General features: G+C 33.5%; 36 protein-coding genes. 30 read left to right on the top strand and 6 right to left on the bottom strand.

Annotated elements, in window-relative coordinates:
* Window positions 1-6: 6 nt before the first annotated feature.
* The 6 genes from ACFSCX_RS06255 (at window position 7) to ACFSCX_RS06230 (ending at window position 6,034) form a co-directional block, all read left to right on the top strand.
* A complete protein-coding gene (locus ACFSCX_RS06255) occupies window positions 7-321 on the top strand; it encodes a hypothetical protein (protein ID WP_377927311.1) in 315 nt (104 codons plus the stop codon).
* 294 nt (window positions 322-615) lie between these two features.
* Window positions 616-1,194 (top strand): hypothetical protein, encoded by a 579-nt coding sequence (locus tag ACFSCX_RS06250; RefSeq protein ID WP_377927310.1) that lies wholly within the window; start codon window positions 616-618, stop codon window positions 1,192-1,194.
* A gap of 337 nt (window positions 1,195-1,531) precedes the next feature.
* A complete protein-coding gene (locus ACFSCX_RS06245; protein WP_377927309.1) occupies window positions 1,532-2,143 on the top strand; it encodes a metal-dependent hydrolase in 612 nt (203 codons plus the stop codon).
* 14 nt (window positions 2,144-2,157) lie between these two features.
* A complete protein-coding gene (locus ACFSCX_RS06240) occupies window positions 2,158-4,359 on the top strand; it encodes a type IA DNA topoisomerase (RefSeq protein ID WP_377927308.1) in 2,202 nt (733 codons plus the stop codon).
* A gap of 5 nt (window positions 4,360-4,364) precedes the next feature.
* A complete protein-coding gene (locus tag ACFSCX_RS06235; RefSeq protein ID WP_377927307.1) occupies window positions 4,365-5,105 on the top strand; it encodes a hypothetical protein in 741 nt (246 codons plus the stop codon).
* Window positions 5,106-5,194: 89 nt separating this feature from the next.
* Window positions 5,195-6,034, top strand: a complete 840-nt coding sequence (locus tag ACFSCX_RS06230; protein WP_377927306.1) for a hypothetical protein — start codon at window positions 5,195-5,197, stop codon at window positions 6,032-6,034.
* A gap of 47 nt (window positions 6,035-6,081) precedes the next feature.
* On the opposite strand, the gene ACFSCX_RS06225 is transcribed toward ACFSCX_RS06230, so the two are convergent.
* Complete coding sequence (locus tag ACFSCX_RS06225) at window positions 6,082-6,306, bottom strand: small, acid-soluble spore protein, alpha/beta type (protein ID WP_377927305.1); 225 nt, start codon at window positions 6,304-6,306, stop codon at window positions 6,082-6,084.
* Window positions 6,307-6,429: 123 nt separating this feature from the next.
* On the opposite strand from ACFSCX_RS06225, the gene ACFSCX_RS06220 reads away from it, so the two are divergent.
* Window positions 6,430-7,215, top strand: a complete 786-nt coding sequence (locus tag ACFSCX_RS06220; protein ID WP_377927304.1) for an abortive infection family protein — start codon at window positions 6,430-6,432, stop codon at window positions 7,213-7,215.
* Between the two features lie 54 nt (window positions 7,216-7,269).
* Window positions 7,270-7,485, top strand: a complete 216-nt coding sequence (locus ACFSCX_RS06215) for a hypothetical protein (protein WP_377927303.1) — start codon at window positions 7,270-7,272, stop codon at window positions 7,483-7,485.
* A gap of 144 nt (window positions 7,486-7,629) precedes the next feature.
* Here ACFSCX_RS06215 and ACFSCX_RS06210 read toward each other — a convergent pair whose 3' ends face one another.
* Genes ACFSCX_RS06210 through ACFSCX_RS06200 form a run of 3 tightly spaced genes read right to left on the bottom strand, consistent with a single transcriptional unit; the run spans window position 7,630 to window position 9,665 of the window.
* A complete protein-coding gene (locus ACFSCX_RS06210) occupies window positions 7,630-8,160 on the bottom strand; it encodes a TraX family protein (RefSeq protein WP_377927302.1) in 531 nt (176 codons plus the stop codon).
* Window positions 8,161-8,169: 9 nt separating this feature from the next.
* A complete protein-coding gene (locus ACFSCX_RS06205; RefSeq protein ID WP_377927301.1) occupies window positions 8,170-8,484 on the bottom strand; it encodes a hypothetical protein in 315 nt (104 codons plus the stop codon).
* 26 nt (window positions 8,485-8,510) lie between these two features.
* The gene (locus tag ACFSCX_RS06200; protein WP_377927300.1) at window positions 8,511-9,665 is read right to left on the bottom strand and encodes a tyrosine-type recombinase/integrase; all 1,155 of its coding nucleotides are present in this window, start codon (window positions 9,663-9,665) and stop codon (window positions 8,511-8,513) included.
* Between the two features lie 297 nt (window positions 9,666-9,962).
* Between ACFSCX_RS06200 and ACFSCX_RS06195 the strand changes: the two genes are divergently transcribed.
* The 20 genes from ACFSCX_RS06195 (at window position 9,963) to ACFSCX_RS06100 (ending at window position 20,618) form a co-directional block, all read left to right on the top strand.
* Window positions 9,963-10,568 (top strand): hypothetical protein, encoded by a 606-nt coding sequence (locus tag ACFSCX_RS06195; protein ID WP_377927299.1) that lies wholly within the window; start codon window positions 9,963-9,965, stop codon window positions 10,566-10,568.
* Between the two features lie 106 nt (window positions 10,569-10,674).
* The gene (locus ACFSCX_RS06190; protein WP_377927298.1) at window positions 10,675-10,866 is read left to right on the top strand and encodes a hypothetical protein; all 192 of its coding nucleotides are present in this window, start codon (window positions 10,675-10,677) and stop codon (window positions 10,864-10,866) included.
* Between the two features lie 82 nt (window positions 10,867-10,948).
* Window positions 10,949-11,185: a hypothetical protein gene (locus tag ACFSCX_RS06185; RefSeq protein WP_377927297.1), complete on the top strand. Its 237-nt coding sequence runs from the start codon at window positions 10,949-10,951 to the stop codon at window positions 11,183-11,185.
* A gap of 15 nt (window positions 11,186-11,200) precedes the next feature.
* Window positions 11,201-11,695, top strand: a complete 495-nt coding sequence (locus ACFSCX_RS06180) for a hypothetical protein (RefSeq protein WP_377927296.1) — start codon at window positions 11,201-11,203, stop codon at window positions 11,693-11,695.
* A 67-nt stretch (window positions 11,696-11,762) separates the two neighbouring features.
* A complete protein-coding gene (locus ACFSCX_RS06175; protein ID WP_377927295.1) occupies window positions 11,763-12,062 on the top strand; it encodes a hypothetical protein in 300 nt (99 codons plus the stop codon).
* A gap of 15 nt (window positions 12,063-12,077) precedes the next feature.
* Window positions 12,078-12,281, top strand: a complete 204-nt coding sequence (locus ACFSCX_RS06170) for a hypothetical protein (RefSeq protein WP_377927294.1) — start codon at window positions 12,078-12,080, stop codon at window positions 12,279-12,281.
* An 87-nt stretch (window positions 12,282-12,368) separates the two neighbouring features.
* The gene (locus ACFSCX_RS06165; RefSeq protein WP_377927293.1) at window positions 12,369-12,662 is read left to right on the top strand and encodes a hypothetical protein; all 294 of its coding nucleotides are present in this window, start codon (window positions 12,369-12,371) and stop codon (window positions 12,660-12,662) included.
* 58 nt (window positions 12,663-12,720) lie between these two features.
* The gene (locus tag ACFSCX_RS06160; protein ID WP_377927292.1) at window positions 12,721-13,719 is read left to right on the top strand and encodes a helix-turn-helix domain-containing protein; all 999 of its coding nucleotides are present in this window, start codon (window positions 12,721-12,723) and stop codon (window positions 13,717-13,719) included.
* Entirely contained in the window at window positions 13,720-13,938 is a 219-nt protein-coding gene (gene hfq / locus ACFSCX_RS06155; protein WP_377927291.1) for an RNA chaperone Hfq, read from the top strand.
* Between the two features lie 76 nt (window positions 13,939-14,014).
* Complete coding sequence (locus ACFSCX_RS06150) at window positions 14,015-14,200, top strand: hypothetical protein (protein ID WP_377927290.1); 186 nt, start codon at window positions 14,015-14,017, stop codon at window positions 14,198-14,200.
* Between the two features lie 60 nt (window positions 14,201-14,260).
* The gene (locus ACFSCX_RS06145) at window positions 14,261-14,533 is read left to right on the top strand and encodes a hypothetical protein (RefSeq protein WP_377927289.1); all 273 of its coding nucleotides are present in this window, start codon (window positions 14,261-14,263) and stop codon (window positions 14,531-14,533) included.
* Window positions 14,533-14,862 carry a restriction endonuclease gene (locus ACFSCX_RS06140; RefSeq protein WP_377927288.1) on the top strand — a complete coding sequence of 110 codons (330 nt, stop codon included), beginning with the start codon at window positions 14,533-14,535 and terminating at the stop codon, window positions 14,860-14,862. Before ACFSCX_RS06145 ends, ACFSCX_RS06140 begins: the two co-directional genes overlap by 1 nt.
* A 185-nt stretch (window positions 14,863-15,047) precedes the next feature.
* A complete protein-coding gene (locus ACFSCX_RS06135; protein ID WP_377927287.1) occupies window positions 15,048-16,130 on the top strand; it encodes a hypothetical protein in 1,083 nt (360 codons plus the stop codon).
* Between the two features lie 299 nt (window positions 16,131-16,429).
* Entirely contained in the window at window positions 16,430-17,290 is an 861-nt protein-coding gene (locus ACFSCX_RS06130) for a hypothetical protein (RefSeq protein ID WP_377927286.1), read from the top strand.
* A 589-nt stretch (window positions 17,291-17,879) separates the two neighbouring features.
* The gene (locus ACFSCX_RS06125; protein ID WP_377927285.1) at window positions 17,880-18,281 is read left to right on the top strand and encodes a hypothetical protein; all 402 of its coding nucleotides are present in this window, start codon (window positions 17,880-17,882) and stop codon (window positions 18,279-18,281) included.
* A gap of 242 nt (window positions 18,282-18,523) precedes the next feature.
* Window positions 18,524-18,793, top strand: a complete 270-nt coding sequence (locus tag ACFSCX_RS06120; protein ID WP_377927284.1) for a Spo0E family sporulation regulatory protein-aspartic acid phosphatase — start codon at window positions 18,524-18,526, stop codon at window positions 18,791-18,793.
* Window positions 18,720-19,502, top strand: a complete 783-nt coding sequence (locus tag ACFSCX_RS06115) for a thermonuclease family protein (RefSeq protein ID WP_377927283.1) — start codon at window positions 18,720-18,722, stop codon at window positions 19,500-19,502. The genes ACFSCX_RS06120 and ACFSCX_RS06115 overlap by 74 nt, the downstream gene beginning before the upstream one ends.
* Window positions 19,503-19,855: 353 nt before the next feature.
* The gene (locus tag ACFSCX_RS06110; protein WP_377927282.1) at window positions 19,856-20,071 is read left to right on the top strand and encodes a helix-turn-helix domain-containing protein; all 216 of its coding nucleotides are present in this window, start codon (window positions 19,856-19,858) and stop codon (window positions 20,069-20,071) included.
* Between the two features lie 77 nt (window positions 20,072-20,148).
* Window positions 20,149-20,421: a hypothetical protein gene (locus ACFSCX_RS06105; protein ID WP_377927280.1), complete on the top strand. Its 273-nt coding sequence runs from the start codon at window positions 20,149-20,151 to the stop codon at window positions 20,419-20,421.
* A gap of 17 nt (window positions 20,422-20,438) precedes the next feature.
* Window positions 20,439-20,618, top strand: coding sequence for a hypothetical protein (locus ACFSCX_RS06100; RefSeq protein ID WP_377927279.1), 180 nt, complete (start codon window positions 20,439-20,441; stop codon window positions 20,616-20,618).
* A gap of 287 nt (window positions 20,619-20,905) precedes the next feature.
* On the opposite strand, the gene ACFSCX_RS06095 is transcribed toward ACFSCX_RS06100, so the two are convergent.
* Both ACFSCX_RS06095 and ACFSCX_RS06090 read right to left on the bottom strand, forming a co-directional pair.
* Window positions 20,906-21,493, bottom strand: a complete 588-nt coding sequence (locus ACFSCX_RS06095; protein WP_377927278.1) for an SLATT domain-containing protein — start codon at window positions 21,491-21,493, stop codon at window positions 20,906-20,908.
* Entirely contained in the window at window positions 21,471-22,349 is an 879-nt protein-coding gene (locus tag ACFSCX_RS06090; RefSeq protein WP_377927277.1) for an SMODS domain-containing nucleotidyltransferase, read from the bottom strand. The genes ACFSCX_RS06095 and ACFSCX_RS06090 overlap by 23 nt, the downstream gene beginning before the upstream one ends.
* 433 nt (window positions 22,350-22,782) lie before the next feature.
* On the opposite strand from ACFSCX_RS06090, the gene ACFSCX_RS06085 reads away from it, so the two are divergent.
* Together ACFSCX_RS06085 and ACFSCX_RS06080 are read left to right on the top strand one after the other, a co-directional pair.
* Entirely contained in the window at window positions 22,783-23,505 is a 723-nt protein-coding gene (locus ACFSCX_RS06085) for a restriction endonuclease (RefSeq protein WP_377927276.1), read from the top strand.
* A gap of 210 nt (window positions 23,506-23,715) precedes the next feature.
* Window positions 23,716-24,837: a thermonuclease family protein gene (locus ACFSCX_RS06080; protein ID WP_417281895.1), complete on the top strand. Its 1,122-nt coding sequence runs from the start codon at window positions 23,716-23,718 to the stop codon at window positions 24,835-24,837.
* Window positions 24,838-25,158: the final 321 nt, after the last annotated feature.

Raw genomic sequence — 25,158 nt, 5'->3', positions numbered from 1 at the left:
ATTAAAGTGGAAAAAATATTGAATTTTTGGCTTGTTAAACTTGGAAAGCTGTATTATGCAGGTGGTTTAAAAAGATTACCCAACAATGAAAATTCATTTAGCCTTGAATTCGTTAAAGATAAAGAAGTAGCTTTTTTATTTATTGATGAAGATATAGCTAATCATATTTCTGAGAAATGTGGTGGGGAAATTGAAAAAATAGAAATTACGTCAGAAGAATATAGTCGCTTAATCGATAATCACGAACGTTATACAAATAGTGAAATTGAGTGGGAAAAAGAACAAGAACGTGAAATTTTAAATGAATTAAGAACCAAGTGATATTGTCGTCAAAACTAATTTCATCTCTTTGGAAAATGAAGCTACATAAATAAAGAGCAACCAATAAAAATATTGCAAAAAGAGAGCGAGCGAAATGATTTATAGAATCTTAGAACAATACACAAAGACTTTGATAATGGAAATGCATCTAAACCCAACTCTTGGAATGACCATTATTAATCCAGGCACAGGGAAGAATTATATTATTAATCGAATCGATGACTTGAAGGGCATATGTTTTGTGGAGCGATACTATTCGAGGTTGTCTTGAGTCTCTTAAAGGTGGGAGTAAATTTGAGGAAAGTTATAAACATTATGTGTGGATTAGTGTTTGTAGGGCTAATTCTAATAACGTCTATGTACGAACAATTAAATACAGTAGAGGCTTCGAGTGTAACTACTATTGTAGCACTCTCAGGTCAGACTATGCATTCGACTCCCAATAGAGTATCTAGAACAGAAACAATTAACCTATCACAGTATACATATTCCACATCAAATAATGTTTATGGTTCTATGACTGCACTATTGGTAGGGGGATCTGTAATATGGCGTTCTCAAGATTATGCAGGTAACCATTACAATGGTAGTTTAGATTCTATTCTACAAAATTACGATGGACAGACTGTTACTTTTCAAGCTAGTGCAAGTACTGGAACAATAAATGCATATAGTCGTGTTACAAAACGGCTACTAAATAATAAACCAAAAATAGAATTATTATCATTAGATAATCAAGTGAAATCAGAAATAGAAGGAAATAATAACTTAGGTTTAAACGGAAGTGTTAGTGATCAAGATGTAGGAAACTCTATACTAATCTTCTATTCCATAGACAATATTCCTGGGCATCAGAACAATGTATTACCTTAGTTACTTCGTGATATCAAGTTATAAATGGAGAGGAAAGGTATAATAGCAAATGGCTCTAATTTTGACTGCTCTCTCGGGTGTTTTTGGGTTATTCTCATTAGGCTTTACAACATATGCGGGTAATAAAATACTCAAAAGTTACGACAAGATATATTTACGCAAATTGATATTACAAAGACTTTCAATAAATCTTATTTTCATTCTTTTCATTACTTTATTTTCCCTATATGGACCTTTTATAAGGTAGTAGATTACAAGAGTGCGAATAGGATGATTCAAGATATACATAGTATGTCTAACATTTTTACTACGTCACAAAACAAAGGAGTGAGTATAAATGCTTGCTAGGTCTCATCAAGTTTTAGGGTTTACTTGCGGTATGTTAGCAGTCCCTCTATGTCAGTCCTTCAATATAGTACCTGCACACTTTTTTTCCTCTATTATTTTCATGGGAACGGTCTTAATAGGTTCGTTGTTTCCAGATATCGATTCTCCCACTACGAAACTAGGTCGGAAATTTTGGTTATTGGCAATCATGTTGTTTGCAGCAATTATTACGATAGCAACAGAGTTTCCTAAGCTATGGGACATCATAGATGAACACGTTTCAGGCATCGGTAGCATGTTATTGCCGATGTTATTAGTGTTTTTAGGACATCGGAAGTTTACTCATTCTCTTCCATTCTTAGGATTACTGGTCATCTACGGATCCATTTTACATACTGTCTATTCAATTCCAATGTTCTATTTAGTTGGATTTTTAATAGGGAATGTAGCTCATTTTCTAGGAGACTTTCCTACTACAAAGGGAATCCCGCTCCTTTATCCGTTCTCTAAGAAGTATTTTCGTGCTCCTCTAGTCTTTGATGTGGGTTCTCCAATTGAACATATCATAACATTACTGCTAGTTGGCTTTAATATCGTTTATATTTCACTTTATATCATTTAAAAGGAGAGAAAGTAATGAAGAAGCTTTTGATTTTTGAGAAACCCTCACAAGCGAAGGCCGTGTGCTCTGCTTTTACAGGGGTGAAATACGGTAAGCAATATCATGAGTTACCACCACACGAATATTGGAAAGAAGGGGCTATTGCCGTGTGGTGCATAGGACATATTTTAGAACCAGTGATGCCCGAAGAATACGATGTAAAGTATAAACAATGGAAATTGGAGCATCTTCCTATTATTCCAGAAGAGTTTAAGTTGAAAGTTTCCCCCGATAAAAAGGCTGCCTATACAATCATTCGTAAGTGGGTGAATGACGCAACTGTATCTATCATTATTCATTGCGGTGATCCAGGACGAGAGGGGTGCTTATTAGTAGATGAGGTATTGCTCTTTAGCAACAATCGAAAACCGGTAGAACGTTTATGGACGACCTCACTTACTCCTTCAGCTGTACACAAGGCAATGAAACAATTAAAGGACAATAAACACTATCAATCTATCTATTATGAAGCTGTCTCAAGACAGCGTGCGGATTGGGTTATTGGAATTAACGCTTCAAGAGCGATGACCTGCTTATTAGGCGAAAAGGGACTTTCAGACCTATTCAGTATTGGACGTGTTCAGACCGGAACCTTATCCATTATATATAGACGTGAAATGGAAATAAAAAGCTTTCAATCAGAACCTTTTTGGGATGTCTTTTTAGATTTTTCTACTCCAAAGGGTGACACTTACCGTGGTAAATGGTTTAAACAAGGCGAAGAACATGTTTTTAATGAAGCGAAAGCGAAAGCCCTTGGAGAGTATTGTAAGGAGAAAGAAGCGGTGGTAACAAGTGTGGTAGAGGACCGTAAGTTCATTCCTGCACCTCAGCTATTCAACCTCACTCATTTGACAGCAGTAGCCAACAGCTTATATAAAATGGCACCAGACCGTGTGTTAAGTGTCGCGCAAGAATTGTATGAGAAAAAAATAATCAGTTATCCTCGAAGTGAACCAAGACATGTTTCAAAAGAGGAAGCAAAAGAGTTTCCATCGATCTTAAAGAATCTTGGAGAGGTAGAAGCGTTTAAACATCTGTTACCTGTACCTATTCAAGATATTAGTAGCAATAAACGGTTCGTGGACGACACAAAAGTCGACGACCACTATGCGATTATTCCAACAGAGTTGGTACCAAATTTAGATGAGCTATCGGCAGATGAAAAACGGATATATGAATTAATTGCAAAGTCTCTGATTGCTGCTCATTATCCACCAGCAGAAGAAGATGTATCAGAGGTCATAACAACCGTAGATAACCATTTCACCTTTAAAACCAAAGGTAGAAAGTTGGTGGCAGATGGATGGAGAAAGGTCTTCGGTATGGAAAGCGATTCGAATAGTGAGGAAAACGAGACAGATGAGGGAGAGGCTGTCATCCCATCTTTAAAGGAATCAGAACTGGTAGCCATTCAGTCATTAGAGATAAAAGAAGGGAAGACAAGCCCGCCTAAACGTTTTCCACATGGTCAGTTGCCTACGATTATGAAAAATGCTTACGCCTATTTGACGGCTGACGAGAAACAAGGCTTCAAAACGGAGGAGCTTCGTTTGGGTACGGTAGCAACACGATCTAATGTCATCACACAGCTCATGAAACGTAAATTTATCAGTGTGCGAAAGAATTTAGTCTATTGCGAGCCGAAAGGTCAATTACTTATCGAATTGTTAGGTGAGAAAAACTGGCTTGCGAGTCCTCTCACAACAGGTGCCATTGAACAGGTACTTGCTGAGATTGGAGCAGGAACACAACCGCATGAGCCATTTTTGAATAGAATTAACGTCCGTGTCAAAGAGCTTATTCATGAACTTATGGAACAATCGAAAGAATGGTCCATTCCGGTTGAGATGAAACAGTCTCTCTCATCTAATAATCAAATGAACCACAATCAAGAATCCTCCATTGGAGCATGTAAACTCTGTGGTGAACCCGTTGTAGATAAAGGGAAATTTTATGGATGTAGTGCTTATTCTAAAACCTCCTGTAACTTTACTGTAAATAAAGTAGTGGCTAAAAAAGAAATCCCACTAGATGAGATTAAGAAGCTACTTAATGAAGATTCTACAAGTTTGATTAAAGGTTTTATCTCGAGTAGTTCTGGTAACCCCTTTGATGCATTTCTAGTGTGGAATGACGCTAGTTCAAAAGTTAAATTTAGATCTTGGGGGAGGTAATGCATATGGATAAGAACATTATTTATAACAGTTTTATCCGATATAAGACAGCACTTATTGTATTACTTTTAGGAGGGAGCATTGTTGCAGCATCATCTCTAACTAGCCATATTCACTTAGTCAATGCATCCACAAATGAAATTTACAATGATGTAGTTTTTTCCAATTATAGTTATAACGGTTACACAAATCCCTCTGGAATTGTTCCTACCTTTTCAGGGGGGACTTTAGGAAATATTAGGGACAATGGCCTTTCTTTCTATGTGACGTTTGTTACTAGTATGTATGGATTTTCTGGTTCTGGAGCAAGTAGAAGTGGCATTGTTGATTATGGTGTTAACCTTACCGTCTATGTTGTGTTTACAGACGGAACAACAAAAACCCTTCGAAGTGTCGGTAGGAACAGTGGACCTGATGGGTATAGTGCAACGTCAACGATGTCTTCAGGTGGAACATTCTCAGCTGCAACAAGCGGAAAAACCCCTTATGCAATACGTGTATCTTTCTCAACGTCAGCTTATGCTGATCAAAGTCATTCACAATCACTTGAACAACTCTTAGTACCCGCAAATCAGATTCCTGAATTAACTCTATCAACCTCGGACGAACAAATCTTATCTGAGGTTAGCGGGAATAACACTCTTGATATTGATGGATTCATTAAGGACAATGATGCAGGAGACCTGGTGCTAGTGAAGTATTCAATTGAAGGGCTCGTAGAACATTCTAACAAAGTTATACGATAACTAGTACGAGCCACTTTAATTGATGTTAAAAGATAGGAGTTAATGGAAACAGATGTAAGGTAGTTCCTTTAATAAAGGAGGGGAAATTTATGATATCAGCATTATTATCAAATGGTAAGGTAATAACATCTTCTGAATATAACCCCGATACCCACGGTCACCGTTTATCATGTATTGACTGTAAAGTACCCGTTGTTTTTGTGTCCGCAACTGATCTAGTGAAAGGACATTTTAAAACAACAGGAAAACACGAAAGTAAGCACTCTACTACGTGCGGATTTTTCAAGCCACTATCATTTGAAGAATCGATTCAAAAGATACGTGAATACCAGGATGAATTGTTGGATAAGGGCATTAAAGAACAAGTATTGAAATTAAATTTAAGCAAACTAGATCCCGATTATGTACCAAAGGTCATAGAAAGAGATGAAACGAACACAAAGCCTAAAGAAGTAGATGATTCGAAAGTTAAGGTGAAACAGGAAAGTGATACGCCACAATCCTTAAGTAGTTTGAAAAGTGTGGTTAATCTCTTGAGCAGCTATGAACTTGATGTATTATCTACAATATTGGTTCAGGTCAAGGGTAAGAAAATCCCGCTATCTTCCATTGTGTTAAACCAAGAACAAGCACATCGTTTGTTATGGGGTTCAGAGCAGATTGATAAAATGGGCTATTTTGTATATGGAGAGATCGAATCTGTGATTAGAAGAGAAAAGGTTATTTATGTTGTATTTAAACCTTTGAATCAAATACGTTTTTCTCTAGTCGTGTTCGAGAAATATTTCTCTCATTTTACCTATAAAGATCAAGAACTAATGGGGAAGAGGATACTTGCTTATGGATTTCTCCAAAAGAATACGTATAAAGAAAAGAACACGACCGAGATGTCTATTAAATCAAATAAATATATTGAGTTTTTAGCATAGAAAGAGGTAGTAGAAATATAAGAAGATGGGATTGCCCCATCTTCTTATTATTGAATGTAACTTCCACCAAGTTGTTGTTCAGCCATTTGCACAAGTCTTTTGGTAATTTCTCCACCCACCGAACCATTCGCACGAGATGAAGTATCTGGTCCTAAATTAACTCCGAATTCATTTGCAATTTCATACTTCATTTGTTCAATTGCAGATGCTGCACCAGGAGCTACTAGTTGATTAGAAGAATTGTTTCTTGTTTGATTTTGTCTTGTTGCCATTTGAAAATACCTCCTAAATAATTGTAATTTTTGGTACTATTATTAGTATGTTTTATATACATTATTTTTATTACAAAACTTGTAATAGTGGCATTTATATATTTCGTAGAATGGAGTGCTATGATGGAAAAATTAGAAAGAACAGAAATTAACAGTGTTGTTTCATACATAGGAGTACATGGTGGTTATTTGGGCGATTTTTCTTATTCAACTCACGCTGATTTTTATCCTAGCTTTTGCGGTTTAGAAATTAACCCCGTTGAATATGCCGGAACTACAAGAGAGCGTTTTATGAAAATTTTAACTGAGTCTGAACCAGATGACCAAACGAAAATACTCCTTGGTGTTTTAGAAAAATATCCTTTACACTATTTCGAGGAACAACTTCACAACAAAATTATTACAGAACAAGAGTTTAAGCACAAAGAAAGATTACATGAAAAGATAACTTTATGGATTAATCAGTTGAGAGGTGAGGTAATTGAAGAGAGTGATTTAAAACATGATATAGAGTTTGTCAAAAATGTACTCCTTCAGGCAACTACTTTGATTGAAAATCACTCATACAGCAGCGCTGTTGACCGTGTACACACAGCTATTCATGGTTACTTAAAAGCACTATGTGATGAACAAAACTTTACATTCAATGAACAGAATGTAAAGATACAGGATATGTGGGGAAAGCTGAAGACTGAGCATCCGAGTTTTAACATTGATGTAAGAGCACACCACAGACCTATTAACCAAACCGTAAATGCCATTGGAAAGTTTCTCGAAAATATGAATGAAATTAGGAACAATCACGGTTTCTCACATCCAAACGAGGATATTATTGAAGAAAATGAGGCAAAGTTTATAATTAATTTAGCAAGAGTAATTTTGTATTATATTGACAGCAAAACAAACTAATAAACGAATGATTGTACCAGTCATAATCAATGTTCTAAGTAGGAGTGGAACTATTTGTTTGCATTTTGGAACAACCAATTAAAGAAGTGGCAAGAAGATAATTCATTAGTACGGATTGTGATCGTAGAGCAAAAAAAGAAGCCTTTGACTATATGCGGGAGAGTTATCCTCATAAATGAAGTAGAGGAATCCTTTTTAGTGTATGATGATGATTCTAAGAATGTTAGTTCAGTCCAGCTTAGTAGCATTGATTCTATGGAAGCATTTTGAACATAAGAGAGCATGATGTCCTTCATATCATTGAGTAGGCAACTTTGTTGGAGAGGATATTGGCTTACCATCATCATGCTCTTATACCCATCTTACACGGAAAACCTCATTATTATTCTTCTACGGTAAAATCAAAACATCGCTTTATATTTTAAATAGAAACAAAACAAATAGATGTATCGGATAAAATCCTCTATAAATCACTCTGTTGACTTTAATTGTTCTAATCTTATCGACATTCATGATAACTATTGTTCCCAGTACACTAAATAATTGAATATAGGACCAATCAAACACACTCCATGAGATAATGTTTAATGCCATGTGTCCGATTAACAACTGGTATCCTTTAGTGTATTTATAAAGTAGAACTAGAACAATACCATAAATTCCATAATCACCTATTTCAGAGGCACATGATAAGACCATACCAACAGGTAAAAATACATACCAATTTGTATTATCTATTAACCATAATACCAACACCGCAAAAAATAACGTGTATATTACATTCAAAGTCCAGGTATTAAAGGCAAGTACATAGGGTATTTGGGATATGACCATTAAAAAAGCAAGTCTTCCAAAATAGTTCTTCATGTTTCCTGTATATCGATAGCCTTGCGTTAATGCGAAGCAGTAAATAGGGAAGGCCAGCCTTCCGATAATGCGTAGCACATTATTTTTTCAAAGATGGGCTATTCTACACAGCTTACCAAGGTGAGCTGCACCCAATTCTCTAACCTTCTTTTTAGCTTTGGATCGGGGGATGTGAACGGGTTTATTTATATTGATGATTGCCTTTTTTACAACTGTTGAATAGAATTTTGTTATCTCGTGTATTTCATCATCGATGATAATCCAGTATGGATAACTTATTTCTTCCTTAATGAAGGTATTAAATTTTGTTACAATTCCAATATCTTTTGAAATCACTTTTGCTTTTGATAATAGCTTTTTCTTATGGGATAAGAATTCTTCCGTATCTGACTTGGCTTTCATCTGTAAATCTCCTTTAACAATATCGTTTATAGAAACTTTTTAATATTACCACCGTTCCAATGCCTTGCTGCATTATGCTCCCGCTTCATATTCTTCTCTAAATAACCTTCCGTCGTAGATTGGTGTTTATGGCCAAGTGTTTCCTGAATGAAATATAATGGTACACCTTGATCAGCTGATATCTGAGCAAAACCATGTCGGAAATGATGGGGACTAATAGGTTTTTTTCTGCCTTCGAATGCTTCTAAATTAAAACGTTCGACGGCATTTTTTATATACTTTGATAAATAAGAAGGAGTATAAGCCTTGCCTGTAAAGGTAGTAAACAAAGGAGACTCATCGTTCTTATCAATCTGAGTCGATTGCCCTCTAACCTCACGAAATTGTTTAATTTTCTTAAATGTCTTAGGGCTTAACCATACTTCTCTACGTTCATCACCTTTCCCCAATACACTTAAGTAATAATCTCCGCTCTCATAACTGAGATCACAAACTCTTGCTGTACATAATTCATTATTCCGGATTCCACACAATAGAAAGGTAGAGATTAATCCATTTAAAATTGGATGCTCTAGATTTTCTACAAATTCCAAAAGAGCTTCAGCTTGTTCAACGGTAATATCACGGTTGGGAAGGTCTTTTTTCTTATCAATTTTGACGTATTCCATTTTAGCTGTAATGAGCTGGTCTAAATATCCTTTCTTGGTGAGGTAGTTGAAGAAGCTAATAAGGATATTTACTTTTCTAGCTAAGGAAGATTTTGAGTAATATCGTTCCTTGCCGTTTCTATCTGACTTAAATGGTGTTTTCTCCAACCAACGTTGATAATTTTTCAAGTGACGAGGAGCAAGGCTTTTGAAAAGAGATCCTTCTTTCACATGCTCAATATCAATCCCAATATCATCTGCATGGGCATGGACATTTTGAATGAATTGAAACAGCTCCCGAATATATTCCGTTTTCGTTTTTTCATTTCTACTTTTACTGTCATGAATGTAGTAATACAAAACTTCCATATCGGAAAAGTAGTAGAAATCTGATTTATTATCTTTTTCGGATTGATCCACTAACTTATCCAAATCTGCAAATTTATCATTCTTCATAAATACGGAAAGAAATTGGCTACTAATTTTTGAATCCAGTTCAAAGGAAGATGGAGAAATTTGTAAATGATGTTCCAAAATAATCACCTCACGATTTATTTCATTTTTCCCTCATGCTGCCATTTTTATAAGATTACTTCTATACTAATCTACTAATTTACCAATGTAAATATAAGCATAGTCAAAAAATATTACATTTGTTGACCTTATTAATAATCATATTTAGTTACTTACTTTGTATTAATATTTATATTTAATTAATTTATATATTGACACCTAATTAAAATATAAGTATTATTTATTTAAACAACTTAGATAACTTTATATTTTTAATCAAATAAAAATATTAACAATTAGAGAAAGGAAGATGTTCTTATGACAAAATCAAAATTACAAGATTTTACGGTTCAACTAACTTTAAAGCCAATACAAGTTTTGGTCCAAGCGGAAGAGGGAACGAGTGATCAAGAAATTGTGACATTAGCAAAGCAAAAAGCATTACAGGTATTAAGTGAAAAATTCCCTTCAATAACTTACATCATTACAAAAGGGGAGTCTTTAACCTTACAGGATGCGTACCCTGGTCAAGTGATTCGGGAAAAAGATGCCCAAAAGGTAGGTGTTATTACAGAAGTTAAGCCAAGAAGTAAGTTTCCTATTGAAGTTACTCATGTTGATGGAAAGCAAATGAAATACATACCAAGTACGCTAGAGAAGTCAAATAATGAGAAGGATTTCGAAAGTGTAATGAATATCGGTCGCCCTTCTTATTATGGTGACTCATGGGCGGAAGGTTGCACAGGGTGGTTTGTAAATGGGAAAGAACTCATTCCTGTAGTAATCGGAAAAGTGACAACAGCATACTATTACGTTCATACAGTAGGACTTGAAGGGAAAAACTCCCATTATAAGTTAAAGACTCCACATATGGCACGAGTATTTCCAAATAAAGAAGATGCTCTAAAATTTCTAAAGAATTAGTTACATAAAGTGAGTATAGGTTCTGGTTTGAAACCATCCCTCACAATCAAAAAAGGGAGGAACATAAATTGGATGAAAAATACACATATACACAAAAACGAATCTTATGGGAACAACACATGAAGAAGAATGTTTTATTAGAAAAGATGAATTTGTCCCTTATGGAGAAGTAAAAGAAGGACAAAAGGTTAGAGGAGAATTCGGTTTCATTAAAATAGTTAAAGTTTTTGAAGAACCGAAAATCCAATATGGGAAATTTATTGCTGAATCTATTACCTATGAAGAAATGAATCAGTGAACAGAGGGATATATGTATAAGGTACCGATTTTCGGTACCTTATCCCTTATCCACCATCAAATAGGAAAAAGGAGATAAAATTATGCTAAATTTTTCAGATACACAAGAGATTGCTGATTTCACAGGTGAATTAGGGGATGAGTTCTTATTAAAGAACCGAAGATATCAGCTACTAAGAGTGAATGAAGGTCTGAGCCGTTCCAATTTATCGGACTTAACGGGATATACCTATCGGAATGAAGAAGAACATCATAACGTTACATGCTTTTACTCGGGAGATAAGATAGAGTTTGTTGAAAGTGGATACGGCATGTCATAAAGGGGAGTAACAACTATGTTAAATCGATATTTCGAGGATAAGAGAGATATAAATGCAAAGATTGAAAATTATAAAAGTCAGATCAGGGAGATAGAAAATGCCTTGAAACCAATAGAGGATGAGTTAGCACCATATTATCAACAAATTAAAGAAATGCAACAAACTATTAATGATTTGAACGATTCCCTATATCAAGGCTACTACATGGAAGTTAAAAATTCTGATGGGTTCGATAGCTGGATTGAAAAAATAGGTGAATTAGTAGGAACTCGTAAAGTAGGACAGTTCCGAGATGATATATATTTTGTCCAAATTTCAAATAATACAAAAATAAAGGATGCATACTCAAAAGCTTCAGAGATTGTTAGAGAATATAACAATGACACAAATAATGATAAAAGAGAACTTTTGTGTGTAATAAACTTTACGAAAAATATTGTATTCAATGGAGAAGAAATAATTACACTCGATGAATATATGTTACAACGTCTAAATGAGGAAAGTTTGTAATTATAAACGATTACTTTCTTCAAAAAAATCCGAGTTTCTTCCTATTATATATAGGGTGGTGATCAAAATGGAGCAATATCTCCATGAAACAGATATTGAGGTTCTGAAACAGTCATGGAGAAATGCAACAGCCATGATTGATAAAATATATCTTGTCCAAAAAGACAAACACAATGCATTTATATGGTGGGAACTTAAAGCTAAGGTGGAACAAAGGATCGAGCATTTAGTAAGCGAGGACCTAAAGCAGCTTGAAACATGTGAATACTGTCAAAAGCGAAAGACTAGATGGGAAATGAAGCATTTCTTATCTACCGCTTGGTATTGCGACGACTGCTATACAACGATGCTAAGAGATCAAAATTGAATGTAGGTGAGCATGTTGACAGGTGTTTATTATAAATACTGTTTTGACTCAACTGATATCGATGAGCTGGAAGAATGTTTGTATTTAATTGATGATGATATTCAAAAATACTGGCCATTAAACCAAGATATTACTAAATTATTGTTGAAGCAAAAACAGATAATCCACACAAAAATAAATGAACTCAATATGAGAACCAATATTATAGAAAACAAATAAAAAAGATATATGATTGATTGATGATTGATTACTAGATAGAAAATTAGAAAACTGTATTTGCAAGAAATTTACTAAGGAGGAACGCTAATGAAAGGAACTATTACTGTTGAATCAAAGTCTTTAGAAACATTTCATCAATACTATCAAAAGAGGCTCGAAAAAGGGATGTACCAAATATTATTGCCAATGGTAGGATGGGGAGTCGATGATCGATTTTTCTACTACCAAGAAACAGAAAGTGGATATGAAATCGAGGGTTTATTATATACATGTGATTCTAAACAAGCAAAAGGATTAATAGCACAGGCACAGGAAGAATTAAACGAAATCCAAGTTGATTATCGCCTTCATCCTGATAGAGCTCTAGACTTGCTTTCCTAGTATAGTTTATAGTAAAAATATAGATTTTCTATAAATATCATAGGTTTGGTGAGTCAGAATGAATGAGAAAAGTGAAAATGTAACCGTAACAACCAAAGAAGCTGCAAAAATATTAGGTGTCTCAATGCCAACCATGTATAAATATATCCAAGATGGAGTCCTTACACCAGTATTTGATCACAAATGGAAAATGCGTCAAACAAAGCTTTTTAAGTTAGAAGATGTAGAAGCATTAGCTAAAAAAAGACAACCTAATGTAGACGGTTTTACTACTACGAAAGCTGCCGAAAAGTTAGGTGTGACTCCCGCTACTGTTCACTTTTACCTGGAACAAGGGCTATTAAATGCTGATAAAAAGAAGATTCGTGGCAAAGAAGTGAATATAATTTCAGAGAAAGAGTTATCTTCCTTCATGAAATCTGACTATTTCATGACAAGACGAAAAGAGAAATCAAAGCGAAATTTTATTTTAGGCGAGAGGATTTGTTTATTTCAGTCCTTTATTCATGATACGTCAGGAGATATAGTCCGAATTATGGATGAGGATACTCTAGTTAATCAGAATGGCGAAGTCATTGAAATATCTGTGAAGGACATAGAAAATTCAGGATTCTATCGTGTTTTCCCTATTGATTTTGAGAAGAATTATATAACCAAAAAAGGACATGCAAAGTTCCGCTTTGTACGACCATTTGATATAAAGGCACTCGTATACCAAGCTATTGAGTTGTTTTATCTACATGCAGGTCCTAAAAACATTCGACTCAATGTAACATCAAACTATATTGACATTGAGGTAAAAACATTTCTCCTTCCTAAAGACACGACACCGTTTTTTGAGGATATTGTCAGCTTGTTAAAGGGTGATATAAAAGAAGGAAAGCTTATACCAAACGAACAAGGGATTTTGATCGATACCGCCTTTGAAAACATACAACTATACGTTCAAGAGGAACTTAAAGAATGGGTTCGTAGAAATGCAGAAAGAAACAACACATCAATGGAAGAATTTGTGATCTCAGTCTTAGAAGAATTCAGAGAGAAAGATGGGGAGTAAATGGCAAGAACTACTGTTAATGTTCAAGATGTACTATTAAATGAGGCAAGAAAATCAAAAATTAATGTAACCATCATCACTAAAAATGGATTCCAAACACCAGGTCAAGTAATAGCTTTTGATAATTTCGTAATTATTTTAAGTGTCAACGGAAAGCAGCAGATGTTCTATAAACACGCAGTATCTACAATAATTCCTTCAAAAAAATTAGAGCTATAGTTTTAGAAGTTAAATATTTAAAAAGTGAACATTCGACACATTATACTCAATAAATCTAATGTAAAGGGGTAGTAAAATGCCAATACAAGATAAATCCGACTATGTAGTACAAAAAGCAGAGGGTACTCGTTGTCCTGATGGACACGATACAGTTAGTCTACTCGCCCATGAGTTCAACATGTACAGTATGCCTTCTTTTTATATTTGTCGTACATGTGACTACATTGGACAAGTTGGAGTAGGAGAGGTTAAAAGTAAATAAATTTACTACGTAATACGTTGCGGATCTGACACAGAAAGTGCAGTAAGGAGGAAAAAGAGAATGAGCATTCCTTGGTACATGTCCGATTCACGTTTTAAGCCAGGAACCGTTGCAGATGTCGGTTACTCTCTACGGCTTATATTATCTAATCCAGAGTCTAACCCTAACGAATGGCGTTTACACATGGCTATAAGGACGCGGAAAATTGACGGAGTTAAAGATAACCTTCCTAGACCAGTTAAAGTTGCTGTATTTAAGAAATGCCAATCACTTAAAGAAGCACAATATCGAGCTGAATCTTGGTTTTCGAATTGGCGAACTGATTTGTTTTAATGCGCATCACGAAGAAACTATATACAGAAAGTCACAATCTTTCATTAGATCTAGTCATAACTGATCCCAAAGATGGATTAAGAATTGCAGTACAATGTAAAAACTATTCTTCTGAATCCGTTGGCAACGGACCGTTATTAAAGCTTGAAGCGGGTAAAAGGTTTTATAAATGTCCAGCTACTTTATTTATTACAACTACTAGCTATACATCAAAGGCAATTGAATATGCTACACAAACAAGAATGGAAATATGGAATGGCTTAATGGTGGAAGAGAAGATAGTCAAATGGATGAAAAAGGCAAGTGTTAGTTATCCATTTTTTACTTAATACTTATTTTTTAAAGAACTTGTCAATAAGGTCAATGCTATCCTTTAAAAGGATACAGGCTGACTATATAACTATACTCAATATGATAAATAGATTTCTTGAATTTAATTACCATTTCTCTTGGGTTTTAGTTTAGCAAGTGAAAAAATTCCCAATAGGAGATTTCAATATAAGGAGGAGAATAATTGCAAAAAGTTATAATGTTTAAGTACGTCTTTGAAATATACCTCTCACTACCAAGCGAGGGTTTTCATTTTAATTATAGAAACCGATCAGTTTTTATTAATACCGAAGTAATTAAGGGGAATTTATTACAATCCTACAATAGGGATAATTATAATTGGTTAAATAAAAAGGATAGTCATATATATAAATTTAGTGTTGATAATAACCAAGGTGTTATGCAAGATGCTAGATTTATACGTTTTGACAATGAAAAGGGAATTTATAGTGGTGGAGTAATAGAGCCCACCCATTACACACAAATATGTGTGTTTTCATTGTTAAAAGGAAATGAGTATTCTTTGGATGAGGGAGTTATTACGGAGTTAAAATCTTACTTTTTTGATACTATCAAATATTTTATTAATAATTATCGTCGAGTATTAAATGAGAATGATGTTCCTAAGATTAATATTTCGAATTGTCCAGTAATAGAGATTCAAACTTCTGATAACTGCGTTATTTCTAATGATGGTATTGAAGGAGACTTTAAAATATTTAAATATGATTTTGAATTGTCGGGTATTCCAAAAGTATTTGAGAAAAGGGTCCCCGAGCGAGACCAATTAGACACATTTAACGCACTACTAAAAAGTGGTCAAGAAATTTCAATGCATGAAATGTTGTTGTTAGATGCTAAAGAAAACGGTCAGATTTATGGCCGGTATGATATTTCAATTATTCAAATAGGAACCGCCTTAGAGATTTTTTTGAAGAACTTACTAATCTATGAATGTAATAGAAGATCTATAACTGAACTAGCTGGGAGAGGGAAAAATGGAAAGCCCAAGTTTTATCTTACTGCAATTTATGAAGGTAGTATAAAGGATGACTTGTTTCGTTTTTTTTATGACATATTTAAAAAGAATATTAAAGGAAGTAAGACATACAATGATTGGCATGTTAATGCATATGAATTAAGAAATAAAATCGTACATAATGCATACCAAAATGTAACTGACAATGATGCTAGCCTTGCATTTGATTCTACAAAAGAATTAATTGAAGAAATTAATAAAATTGTAGGTGGGGCTGATTTATCTTAAGATAGTGTATTTAATGCAATTTTTGAGGAAAGGTTTAACCTACACCTGATAGTGATAAATCTGTGGGAGGGATTATCCAATGTTTTTCCTTAAATGAAAATGGACACAAATGGTTAAACTATGCTGAGTTTGATCCTGTTTCTTTCGAAAGGCTAAAATTAATTGTTAGGGATGATAACCATTGGAAAAAGTTCCTTAATACTGGACTAAAGGAACAAACTTATTCAATTGATGATGTTATAAAAGTAATTTAGCTTTGTACTGATTAACAACTAATAATCAAATTAAGAGGTGTGGAAATGACAGATAAATTAATAATAAGGAAGAATAATATAACTATCTTAAATTTTACAATTAAAAAAGCTAGGAATAGTAAACAGGGACAAGCTGATATTATGATTAATGGATTTAAAAATGGATTTTTTGATAATGTTGTTTTTGGGAATTTTTATGAGCATTATAAGTTGCCAAATGATCAAATAAACGCAATTAGTTGGCATGGCTATTATAAAATTAAAAATAATAACGTAAATACACCTATAATTCATGCTAAGAACCAAACGGGTAAAAACAAAAATTATCTTGCTAAGGTTGGACATACCGGAAGTGTAAATATAAAAGAACCATTTGGACTACCAATTTGTAGTATATTTATTCCAGGTAATATTAATCTGTCTACATTAGAAGAGAGTAACTATCCTTCAGATAACAGCCAACTAAAATATCATTTTTTTGATTTAAACACAAATACTGACAGAAGAATTGATATTTTTGTAACACCAGATAATGTTAAATCTAGTGACGTATTGAATTCGAGTTTAAACTTTATGTATACTTTTTCAGATATTGAGATGTTTAGTGATCCGCTTGGAAGTATAGTACAATTAAGGAATACACAAAATCTCAAAATTAATGATTACAAAAGTCTGAATGGTAACGATATTATTGTAAGAGAAGTAGAAAATCAGAATAGTACATTTAAAAGTTTAGAAGGATCGTACTCTCTATTATTACATGACCCTAACGATGCGTATTCACGAATTATAAATAGGGGGGTAATAAAGTATGATGAAGATGTAATTAACGTATTAGATCTTTCAAATCTAAAAATGAAAATGCTAAAGACCACTTATGAGGAAGAAATAATTAAAAATAACTAGATAAAATATACTGATAGTAAAGATTACTTAATAGAGTATAATTTAATGGAAAGCTCATATCTCAAGAGACGTTCCTATGTATTTATTTAAAGTAAAACTAAGATATTGTATTCCAAAAACTAATTACTTACTATCGGTAGATCGATGTAAATTCCAATTTCAATGTTCTCTTTGATTAGAGGTTGAAATTCTTCAAGCTTACCCATTGGGAAAATTTTACAATACTTACCTCCTAGTTAAGAATATTATACTTTTATGCTTGTCTAGGTTTATTCATAACTAAGTTTTTAAAAAAACAAACTTCTTTTGACAAAGTAGATCAGTTGAGAACTACTATACCCTTTGCTTTAAGTTACTACTCTTCATTTAATCGTACCCACTCTTTTCAGTATTATTTTTGATCTTCATATGTATGTTAATAGGCTATTCCGTAATGAATAGCCTATAGATAGGCATCGTCATAAGTATTATGTTTATTGCTGTATTTTTAGTAGGAGTCTATTCTTTACTCAAGGAGCACTCAGTTGACAATCAGAATTGAAAAATATAATTATTTAACTCTGGTATATTACAAAAGGTGGTGTTTTTTATGTTATTGAAAATAATAGGAATATTATTATTGGCATATTGTGTTACGTCTTTACTTTTCACTTTTTACATTAAAATTTTTAGAAAAGATGTAAAACAGCAGCTAGATAAAGATACTAAAGTTAAATACTTAAATAGAGCACTGAACCAGTTAGAAAACTATAAAAATTTAGCTAAGCAAAACCCGAATAAAAGTTATGAAATGAAAATCAACAACTATTATGGAGTGTTAAGACATGGATGTAGACGTCCATTTTTTAGCGATTATTTATCAGACGAGGATTTAGAACTGTTAAAAAAAATGTTTAAAGGAAGTCAAGTAGAACTTGACTACTATTACAGTGACTTATCTAAATGTTTAGTTCTTAATGTTCGTTACCCTCTGCATACTACTAATCATTAGAGCATATAGAAAAATTTATCTATATTTGCAATTCTGGAAAAATTTTGTATAATAAGTATGTACTATTTTTTTATTTTCTTTGCGACCACATGGGTCTGCGGGTAACTAGTAAACGTGTGTCTATGGACAATATTATAAAATCAGAAAATGGGAATTCCCCACGAGGTTATGTATTCTATTATTTTAGAATTCGTATGCCTTACGGGGAATTCTTTTTTATATTTTTAAGGGAGGTTGTAACCATGACTCTATTATATTTAATCAGCCAGATTGAAAAAAAGAGACAAGAAATGCATCAAGCTGCATCCACCTTTGGGTTTACACATATAAAGACTATTCATTGTAGCCAGGAACTAGATCTGTTGATTAATAATTTTCTCAACTTGTCACAGTATCAAAAAACCTTAGCAAAAACAAATCATGAAAAGGAGACAACAAATGAATCGATTATTAACAACGATACTTTGCATTCTTGTGTTATCCATAACGGGGTGCTCTGTCAGCGACTATAACATACCCGCTTCTCCGATTGAGATCCCCTTAATAGAGGATACCTTACAACATGACAACGGCCTTGAAAGAGTTAATGCGACAGTACTCTATGTTATTGACGGGGATACTTATGAGGTTCTTACTGAAAAGGGTGCCAAATTTAAGGTCCGCGCTTTATTAGTGGATAGTCCTGAATCGACAAAAGAAGTAATGGCATGGGGATTAGAAAGTTCTTCGTTTACAAAACAATTGATTGAAGGAAAGAAAGTCATCTTAGAATATGATAAAGGAGAGAGGACTGATAAGTATAATCGTCACCTATGCTACATTTATTTAGAAGATGGAACTCGACTACAGGATCTATTATTACGAGCTGGGTTAGCAACAGTTCGCTATGTTTACCCACCTAACACAACGCATTTGGATTGGTTAAAGAGCCAAGAAAAAATCGGAAGGCAGCAGAAACTAGGCGTATGGTCCATTCCGTACTATGTAAATGCTGATGGAAGTTATAACAGTGAAGCCGTTGCTGCATCTAATTATGAAAGAGATTTAACGAAAGACGGGATGATAGTTGCTTCAGAACTCATTGAACACCAGGTAGAAGGATATATAGATGATACCCTCGGTCCACAGGGAGGGGAGCTTGTAGACCAGCTGATTGGTGATCAAATTGAAAAGGGAATAACAGATGGAATTAAAAGTATCATAGATTCAGTGTTTAAATAATGAAGAGTTAGTTCTCAATTGGGAACTAGCTTTTTTTGTCTAAAAAAGGAGATATTTATTTGGTACTTGGCCCTGCTGTATGAATCCTTATAAATCGCTGTCGGATTCATACAGCAAATGTATTCAGCCATTTCGATATTATGAATCTTGTAATACTAGACTATTAGACTATGAATTTATCACAATAGCATATTCGTACAACCTTTGAAACCAGTCGTGGCAATAACTTGAACATTCATAACGAATATGTATCCATGAATAATTTTTATACATAAATGAATATTTTTGTGTTTAAAATCTGTCCATTTGACCATAATGGGTATCAAAAACTTGTCGAATGGGAGAGGATAAACTTGTTTGGCATTAAATCAAAAACCAAGTTTGGCAAATTTCTAGATAAGTGGGGTATCAAACAAACCTACATTGCCAAGAAATCAAAAATAAGCCAGGCTCAAATTAGTCGGCTCTGCTCGGATAAGAATATGGAACCATCCTTACATACGGCGAAATCGCTTGTTCGAGTATTAAGACAATATGATGAACGTGTAGGGATTGAAGATTTTTGGTAAAAAAAATACCTTTCTACGCATATATGAATAGATGTGTGCATATCATGTACTAACCATGAATGAAAGAAGGGGAAAACTTGTATATCAAGAATCCAGTTATCGTCGCACAAACCGTTCAGAATCGTCAGAAAGTGATTTCAATTGAAGCTACCTTATTCACTGGAACAGAGACCTTTCAATCCAAAATGAACCTAGAGAGATCACACACTCAATGGAATCTATCTGAATTACTCATTTATAACCATAAAGAGCAGCGATATGAAGATATTACAATACTATACTCACAACCTTTACTCGATACAATCACCGAAGAAGCACTTCATGGTTTAGTTTCACAACAAATTGCATAAGTTTAGGGGGAGACAAAATGGAATTAGAAGTAACCGTATTTGTTGCGGGAATGAAGAAAAAAGTGAATGTGAAGTTAGATCAACGTGAAATAGAGGACATACCAGCTGATGAACAAAGTAAGTATATCAATGAAGTCGTGAAAGAAACTGTTTTAGAACATATTCAAATAGAGTGGAATGAAAGAGTTGCAATCTAAGGATGTATATCATCGAAAATACCACTTTTGTAATTTTGTTTTGTAATATAGATAGATCATTTAAATAAAACAATGTGTGGTCATTTAGAAAATAAAGTATGTTTAAAATCATCTTTCTCTTTTTAGAGCTAGGTGATTTTTCGTTGTAAATTTATGTTAATCTTACTTTTAATAAGATTGTAAAATAATACAATTAAACAATAGGGGCGGATAGTGGAGGAAGTATGTCTAAATTTCTTGATATGTAGGCTCACTATACGCATTAAGGATAAAGAGGATTAAAATTATCAATGAATGATGTTATTTTTATTTTTTTCTCTCCTTATTGAATTTGGAAGCATTACATCAATTTCTCTTTCTGAAAAGGTCTGCTCTTCATTTGTTTTTAACGCCTTCTGTGCTTCCTTAAAGCTTCTAGCGTCTGTCTTTGGTGATTGAGCGTAAATTTCTGCAGTCCTGTTTAGTAAGTCATCTCTTCGTTCCATTATTACCGTTGCTTCAAGTAAATCAAAATCTGTAAGTAACGAAACGTATTCTTCTCTTATTTTCCATAATGCATCAGCAGACTTTTGATGTGACTGAGCTGTCTCAACTAAATCAAAATTTTTAGTATATGAATTTAGTATCAACAAAACAATCGAAATGATAGCTCCGATTAAACCTGCAATTACCTCGCTAGATAAGATAGTTCCTAAGAAACTTCCAAATGTCAAAGCTGATAAAATAATTTGCCAGATTTTAATAGTGTTATTTTTTAATAAAAGCCGTTCAACGATTTTATTATGACATGTAAATGTATATACTACACGTCCATATGCTTCCCTAATTTGTGATTCCAACTTATAACCTTGACTAGCTTGGGAATTTCGATCCATAGATTTCCCTCCATTTTTGTCTAGAAGATATAGGACGACCGTGGGACTCATGCTCAATGGCTTCAAGAGAAAGATTATATGCGGTAGAAGCTTTACTTTGAAAATTACCATCCTTCCAGACGTAACGACTACTCCCAGGCGCCAACCAGTACAGTTTAGTCTTATCTATATTTTTAAGGAACTCAAAGAAGTCTCTGCTCATATAGTCGTAATAAAGGTAGGATTTTTCTTTATATATCCATTCGTTAATAAATTTATAGGCTAATGTATCGATTAGGATTCCACTCATTGGAACATCACATTTGCTTTTCCAGGCTCGTGCCATTCTACAAAGTCGTTTTAAATTTTTATTAGTAGTATTATTTCGACTATCCATAGCACTAATTTCTTTTCTTGGATCAGTCGTTTTCCATGTACCTCCATTGTTAGTATCTCCATATGTATAGCTGTTATCGTTATTAATAAAAGCAGGTACAATTTCAAAATTTATACCATCGGTAAAATTAATTCCTATGACTTGCCCGTCACCTTTTAAATGAGAAGTACTATATGTCTTCTTTAATACAGTTTTTACTTCTTGCAATAATGCGGACTGACCATTACTACTATAATTATCATATTTTTTATAAACCTCAAACGGTAATTGAACTATTATATCAATATCACTGGTCCATATTTCTGTCCCTCGACCATATGAGCCTACATATAAACTATGTGATGTCTCAGATGAACTGCCCCAGTAATCGTTATTGATTCTCTTAGTAATTTGTTTATAGCGATATTGTATTTTGCTGACAGTATCACTACTCATTCTTAAATTTGAACAAAATGAAGAAAAATCGTCTCTTACTGACAAGTTTATAGCCTCCTTTAACAACACGTTACCAATAAGTGTAAAATAATACTATTAATCTTTCAATCATTAATAATTAAAATAACTCGAGAATATCAATTACAAGGATGACTATTAAGCTAACTCTTTATATTTGGATGAGACAGCTGGCCCATTAAAGTATTAAGTAATAAGTTAAATGTGAAAAGCCTATAGATTTAAAGGGTTATTTTGTGAACCAAAGTAGGATTAATGGACTCTAATTGAACTCTAAAAGGTGCTATTCTTCAAGAATAGTTTTTTTATTAAACGGATATATGTAATAAAAATTATTTGTGATTTTTTGTCATTTTTTAATAGAAAGTTAAGAAAATATAAATTAATATAATATAATCGAGACAATTTATCGATAAAAAATTATTTACCATAACAGTAGTTATAGAAAGAGGTTTTTATTATGGCAAGAAAGCCTTCAAGACAGGAAAGAAAAAATACCGTTAATGCACTTGTAATGTTTCCAATCATTATGATTGGTATTATTCTAATAATGAATGGAATAACTAACCTTTACCTATTAGGAGGTATTTTTATAGCTGGAATTATCACTAGTGTATTTGCACAAGGATTCGTACCGGATTTAAGAAAGAAGGAAAATCGAAATAAAAATGCATACACCGGGCTTCCACAAAATAAACAGCATAAGTCACCCAAAAAAACATCTATTTCAAAAAATAATGAACGTACAACCTTAAAGAAAACAAAGAAGAATCTTACTGATACCCAAATAATAGCTTCAGAATTCTCTGAGTTAGATGGTTTTCAATTTGAAAGATTGTGCTACCTTTATTTTAAAGATTTAGGTTTTAAACCAAGGGAAACCCCTCCAAGTGGGGATCATGGTGTTGATTTAATCATTACAGACCCAAAGGACGGATTAGACATAGCCGTACAAATAAAAAACTATAGCCCTTCTAATACAGTTGGAAATAACGATTTAATCAAATTAATGGGTGGAAAAAGAGCCTATAAATGTCCTGGAACACTATTTATTACAACAAGTAGTTATACAAATAAGGCACTGGAATTTGCAACAGAAAGTAAAATGGAAATTTGGAACGGATTAATTGTTGATCAAAAAATTGGAAAATGGAGAAAAAAAAAGTTAAAAAAGATAGGTTGATAAGTTATGAAGATGTAAATCAAATTTTTCAGTTAAAGTAAATAATAAAAATTACTCTTGGCTTAATGATAATTGTGTGATTGGTAACCTACTATGACTAGGGTAAGACAGAATATATGAGACTTTAGCAAAACTAGGCAAACTCCGGAAGATGGAATTCTTTCGGAAAAAGAATTTGAAAATGAAAACAAAAGATTTTAAATCGGTGAGGTGAAGCATTTGAAAATTGTTAGACTTATCTTAAGCATATTTGCAATTATATTTACACTTTTAATGGCAATTATTACTCCTTTAGCATGGATAGGATTTATAGTATTGGTGTTTGGTATATATCAACAATCTCAAAAAAGAAAAGGGAAAATTACCTTTTCAAGACCTGGGTGGTTTGTTGCTGTCGGGATAATACTTAGTTTTGTAATGGCCATGGTCTTTGTTGAACCAACTGAGGAAGTAAATACCACTATAAAAGAGGAAGAGGTCCTAAATACAGAAGTTGAAAAGGAACTTGAATCTAAGGAGCAACAAGCTAAAGAAGAGGCCGAAAAATTAGCGAAGGCTGAAGCAGAGAAAAAAGCTGCTGAGGAGAAAGCTAAAGAAGAAGAAAAGGCAAAGGCGGAAGCTGCTAAGAAAGAAGAGGAACACCTTCAGAATTTAGGACTAGAAGCAGTAACTGTAGCGAGAATAATTGACGGGGATACTGTTGAGCTTACAGATGGTAGAAAAGTTAGATTAATAGGGGTAAATACACCTGAATCTACATCCAGAACTGAAGAATATGGAAAAGAAGCAAGTAATTATACGAAATCGAAAATTGAAGGTAAGCAAATTTGGATTCAAAAAGATCATTCAGATAAAGATCGCTATGATCGAATTTTACGTATTGCATGGTTAGCTATACCGGAAAATGACATGGATGAACAAGAAATACGAACTAAAATGTTCAACGCGGACTTAGTGATAAATGGTTATGCTGAACCTTCTACTTATCCTCCTGATGTTAAATATAGTGAGATTTTTGTAAAGTTTGCTAGAGAAGCTCGCGATAAGGAAACTGGACTATGGGCATATGGTACAGAAGGAACAACTAAGGGAGATTTAGATACGGCAACATCTAGTAATACAACAAGTAGTTCAAATACAAGCAAACAGACTAACTCTTCTACAGAATCAAGTACTAGTACTTCAACTTCAACTACGAGTAGTACTACAAAGGAATCATATAAAAACTGTACGGAGTTAAGAAAAGTCTATCCAAATGGAGTTCCATCAGATCATCCTGCTTATGCTTCTAAACATGATCGAGACAAGGATAATTGGGCTTGTGAAAGATAAATTATATGCACAATATGTTTGAATTACCCCTTTCCTTAATAAGGAGAAAACAATATGGTCCCTATAATTTGAGGTGCAATTTGCAAAGCATGTTGCACCTCTTTTTCTATTTTATATTAAGGATATTACCTTGAAATTTCATAGGACTTAATAAGGTGGGAGAATTTTAAGTGTAAAGATCAAGTGAGATTTAATACTGTGGTTAGTGTTAATTTATTTTGGGGCTTCGTCGATGGCTAAAGTCAGGGGGGAGTTATTTGTATTTTGGCAATAAAATACAAATAAAGACATATTTACCTAAATATCATGTATAATTAATAC

The organism is Bacillus salitolerans, from assembly GCF_042680805.1.
Taxonomy (GTDB): domain Bacteria; phylum Bacillota; class Bacilli; order Bacillales; family SA4; genus Bacillus_CJ; species Bacillus_CJ salitolerans.
The sequence above is the reverse complement of the archived record's forward strand: the minus strand, read 5'-3'. Positions and strand labels throughout refer to the sequence as shown.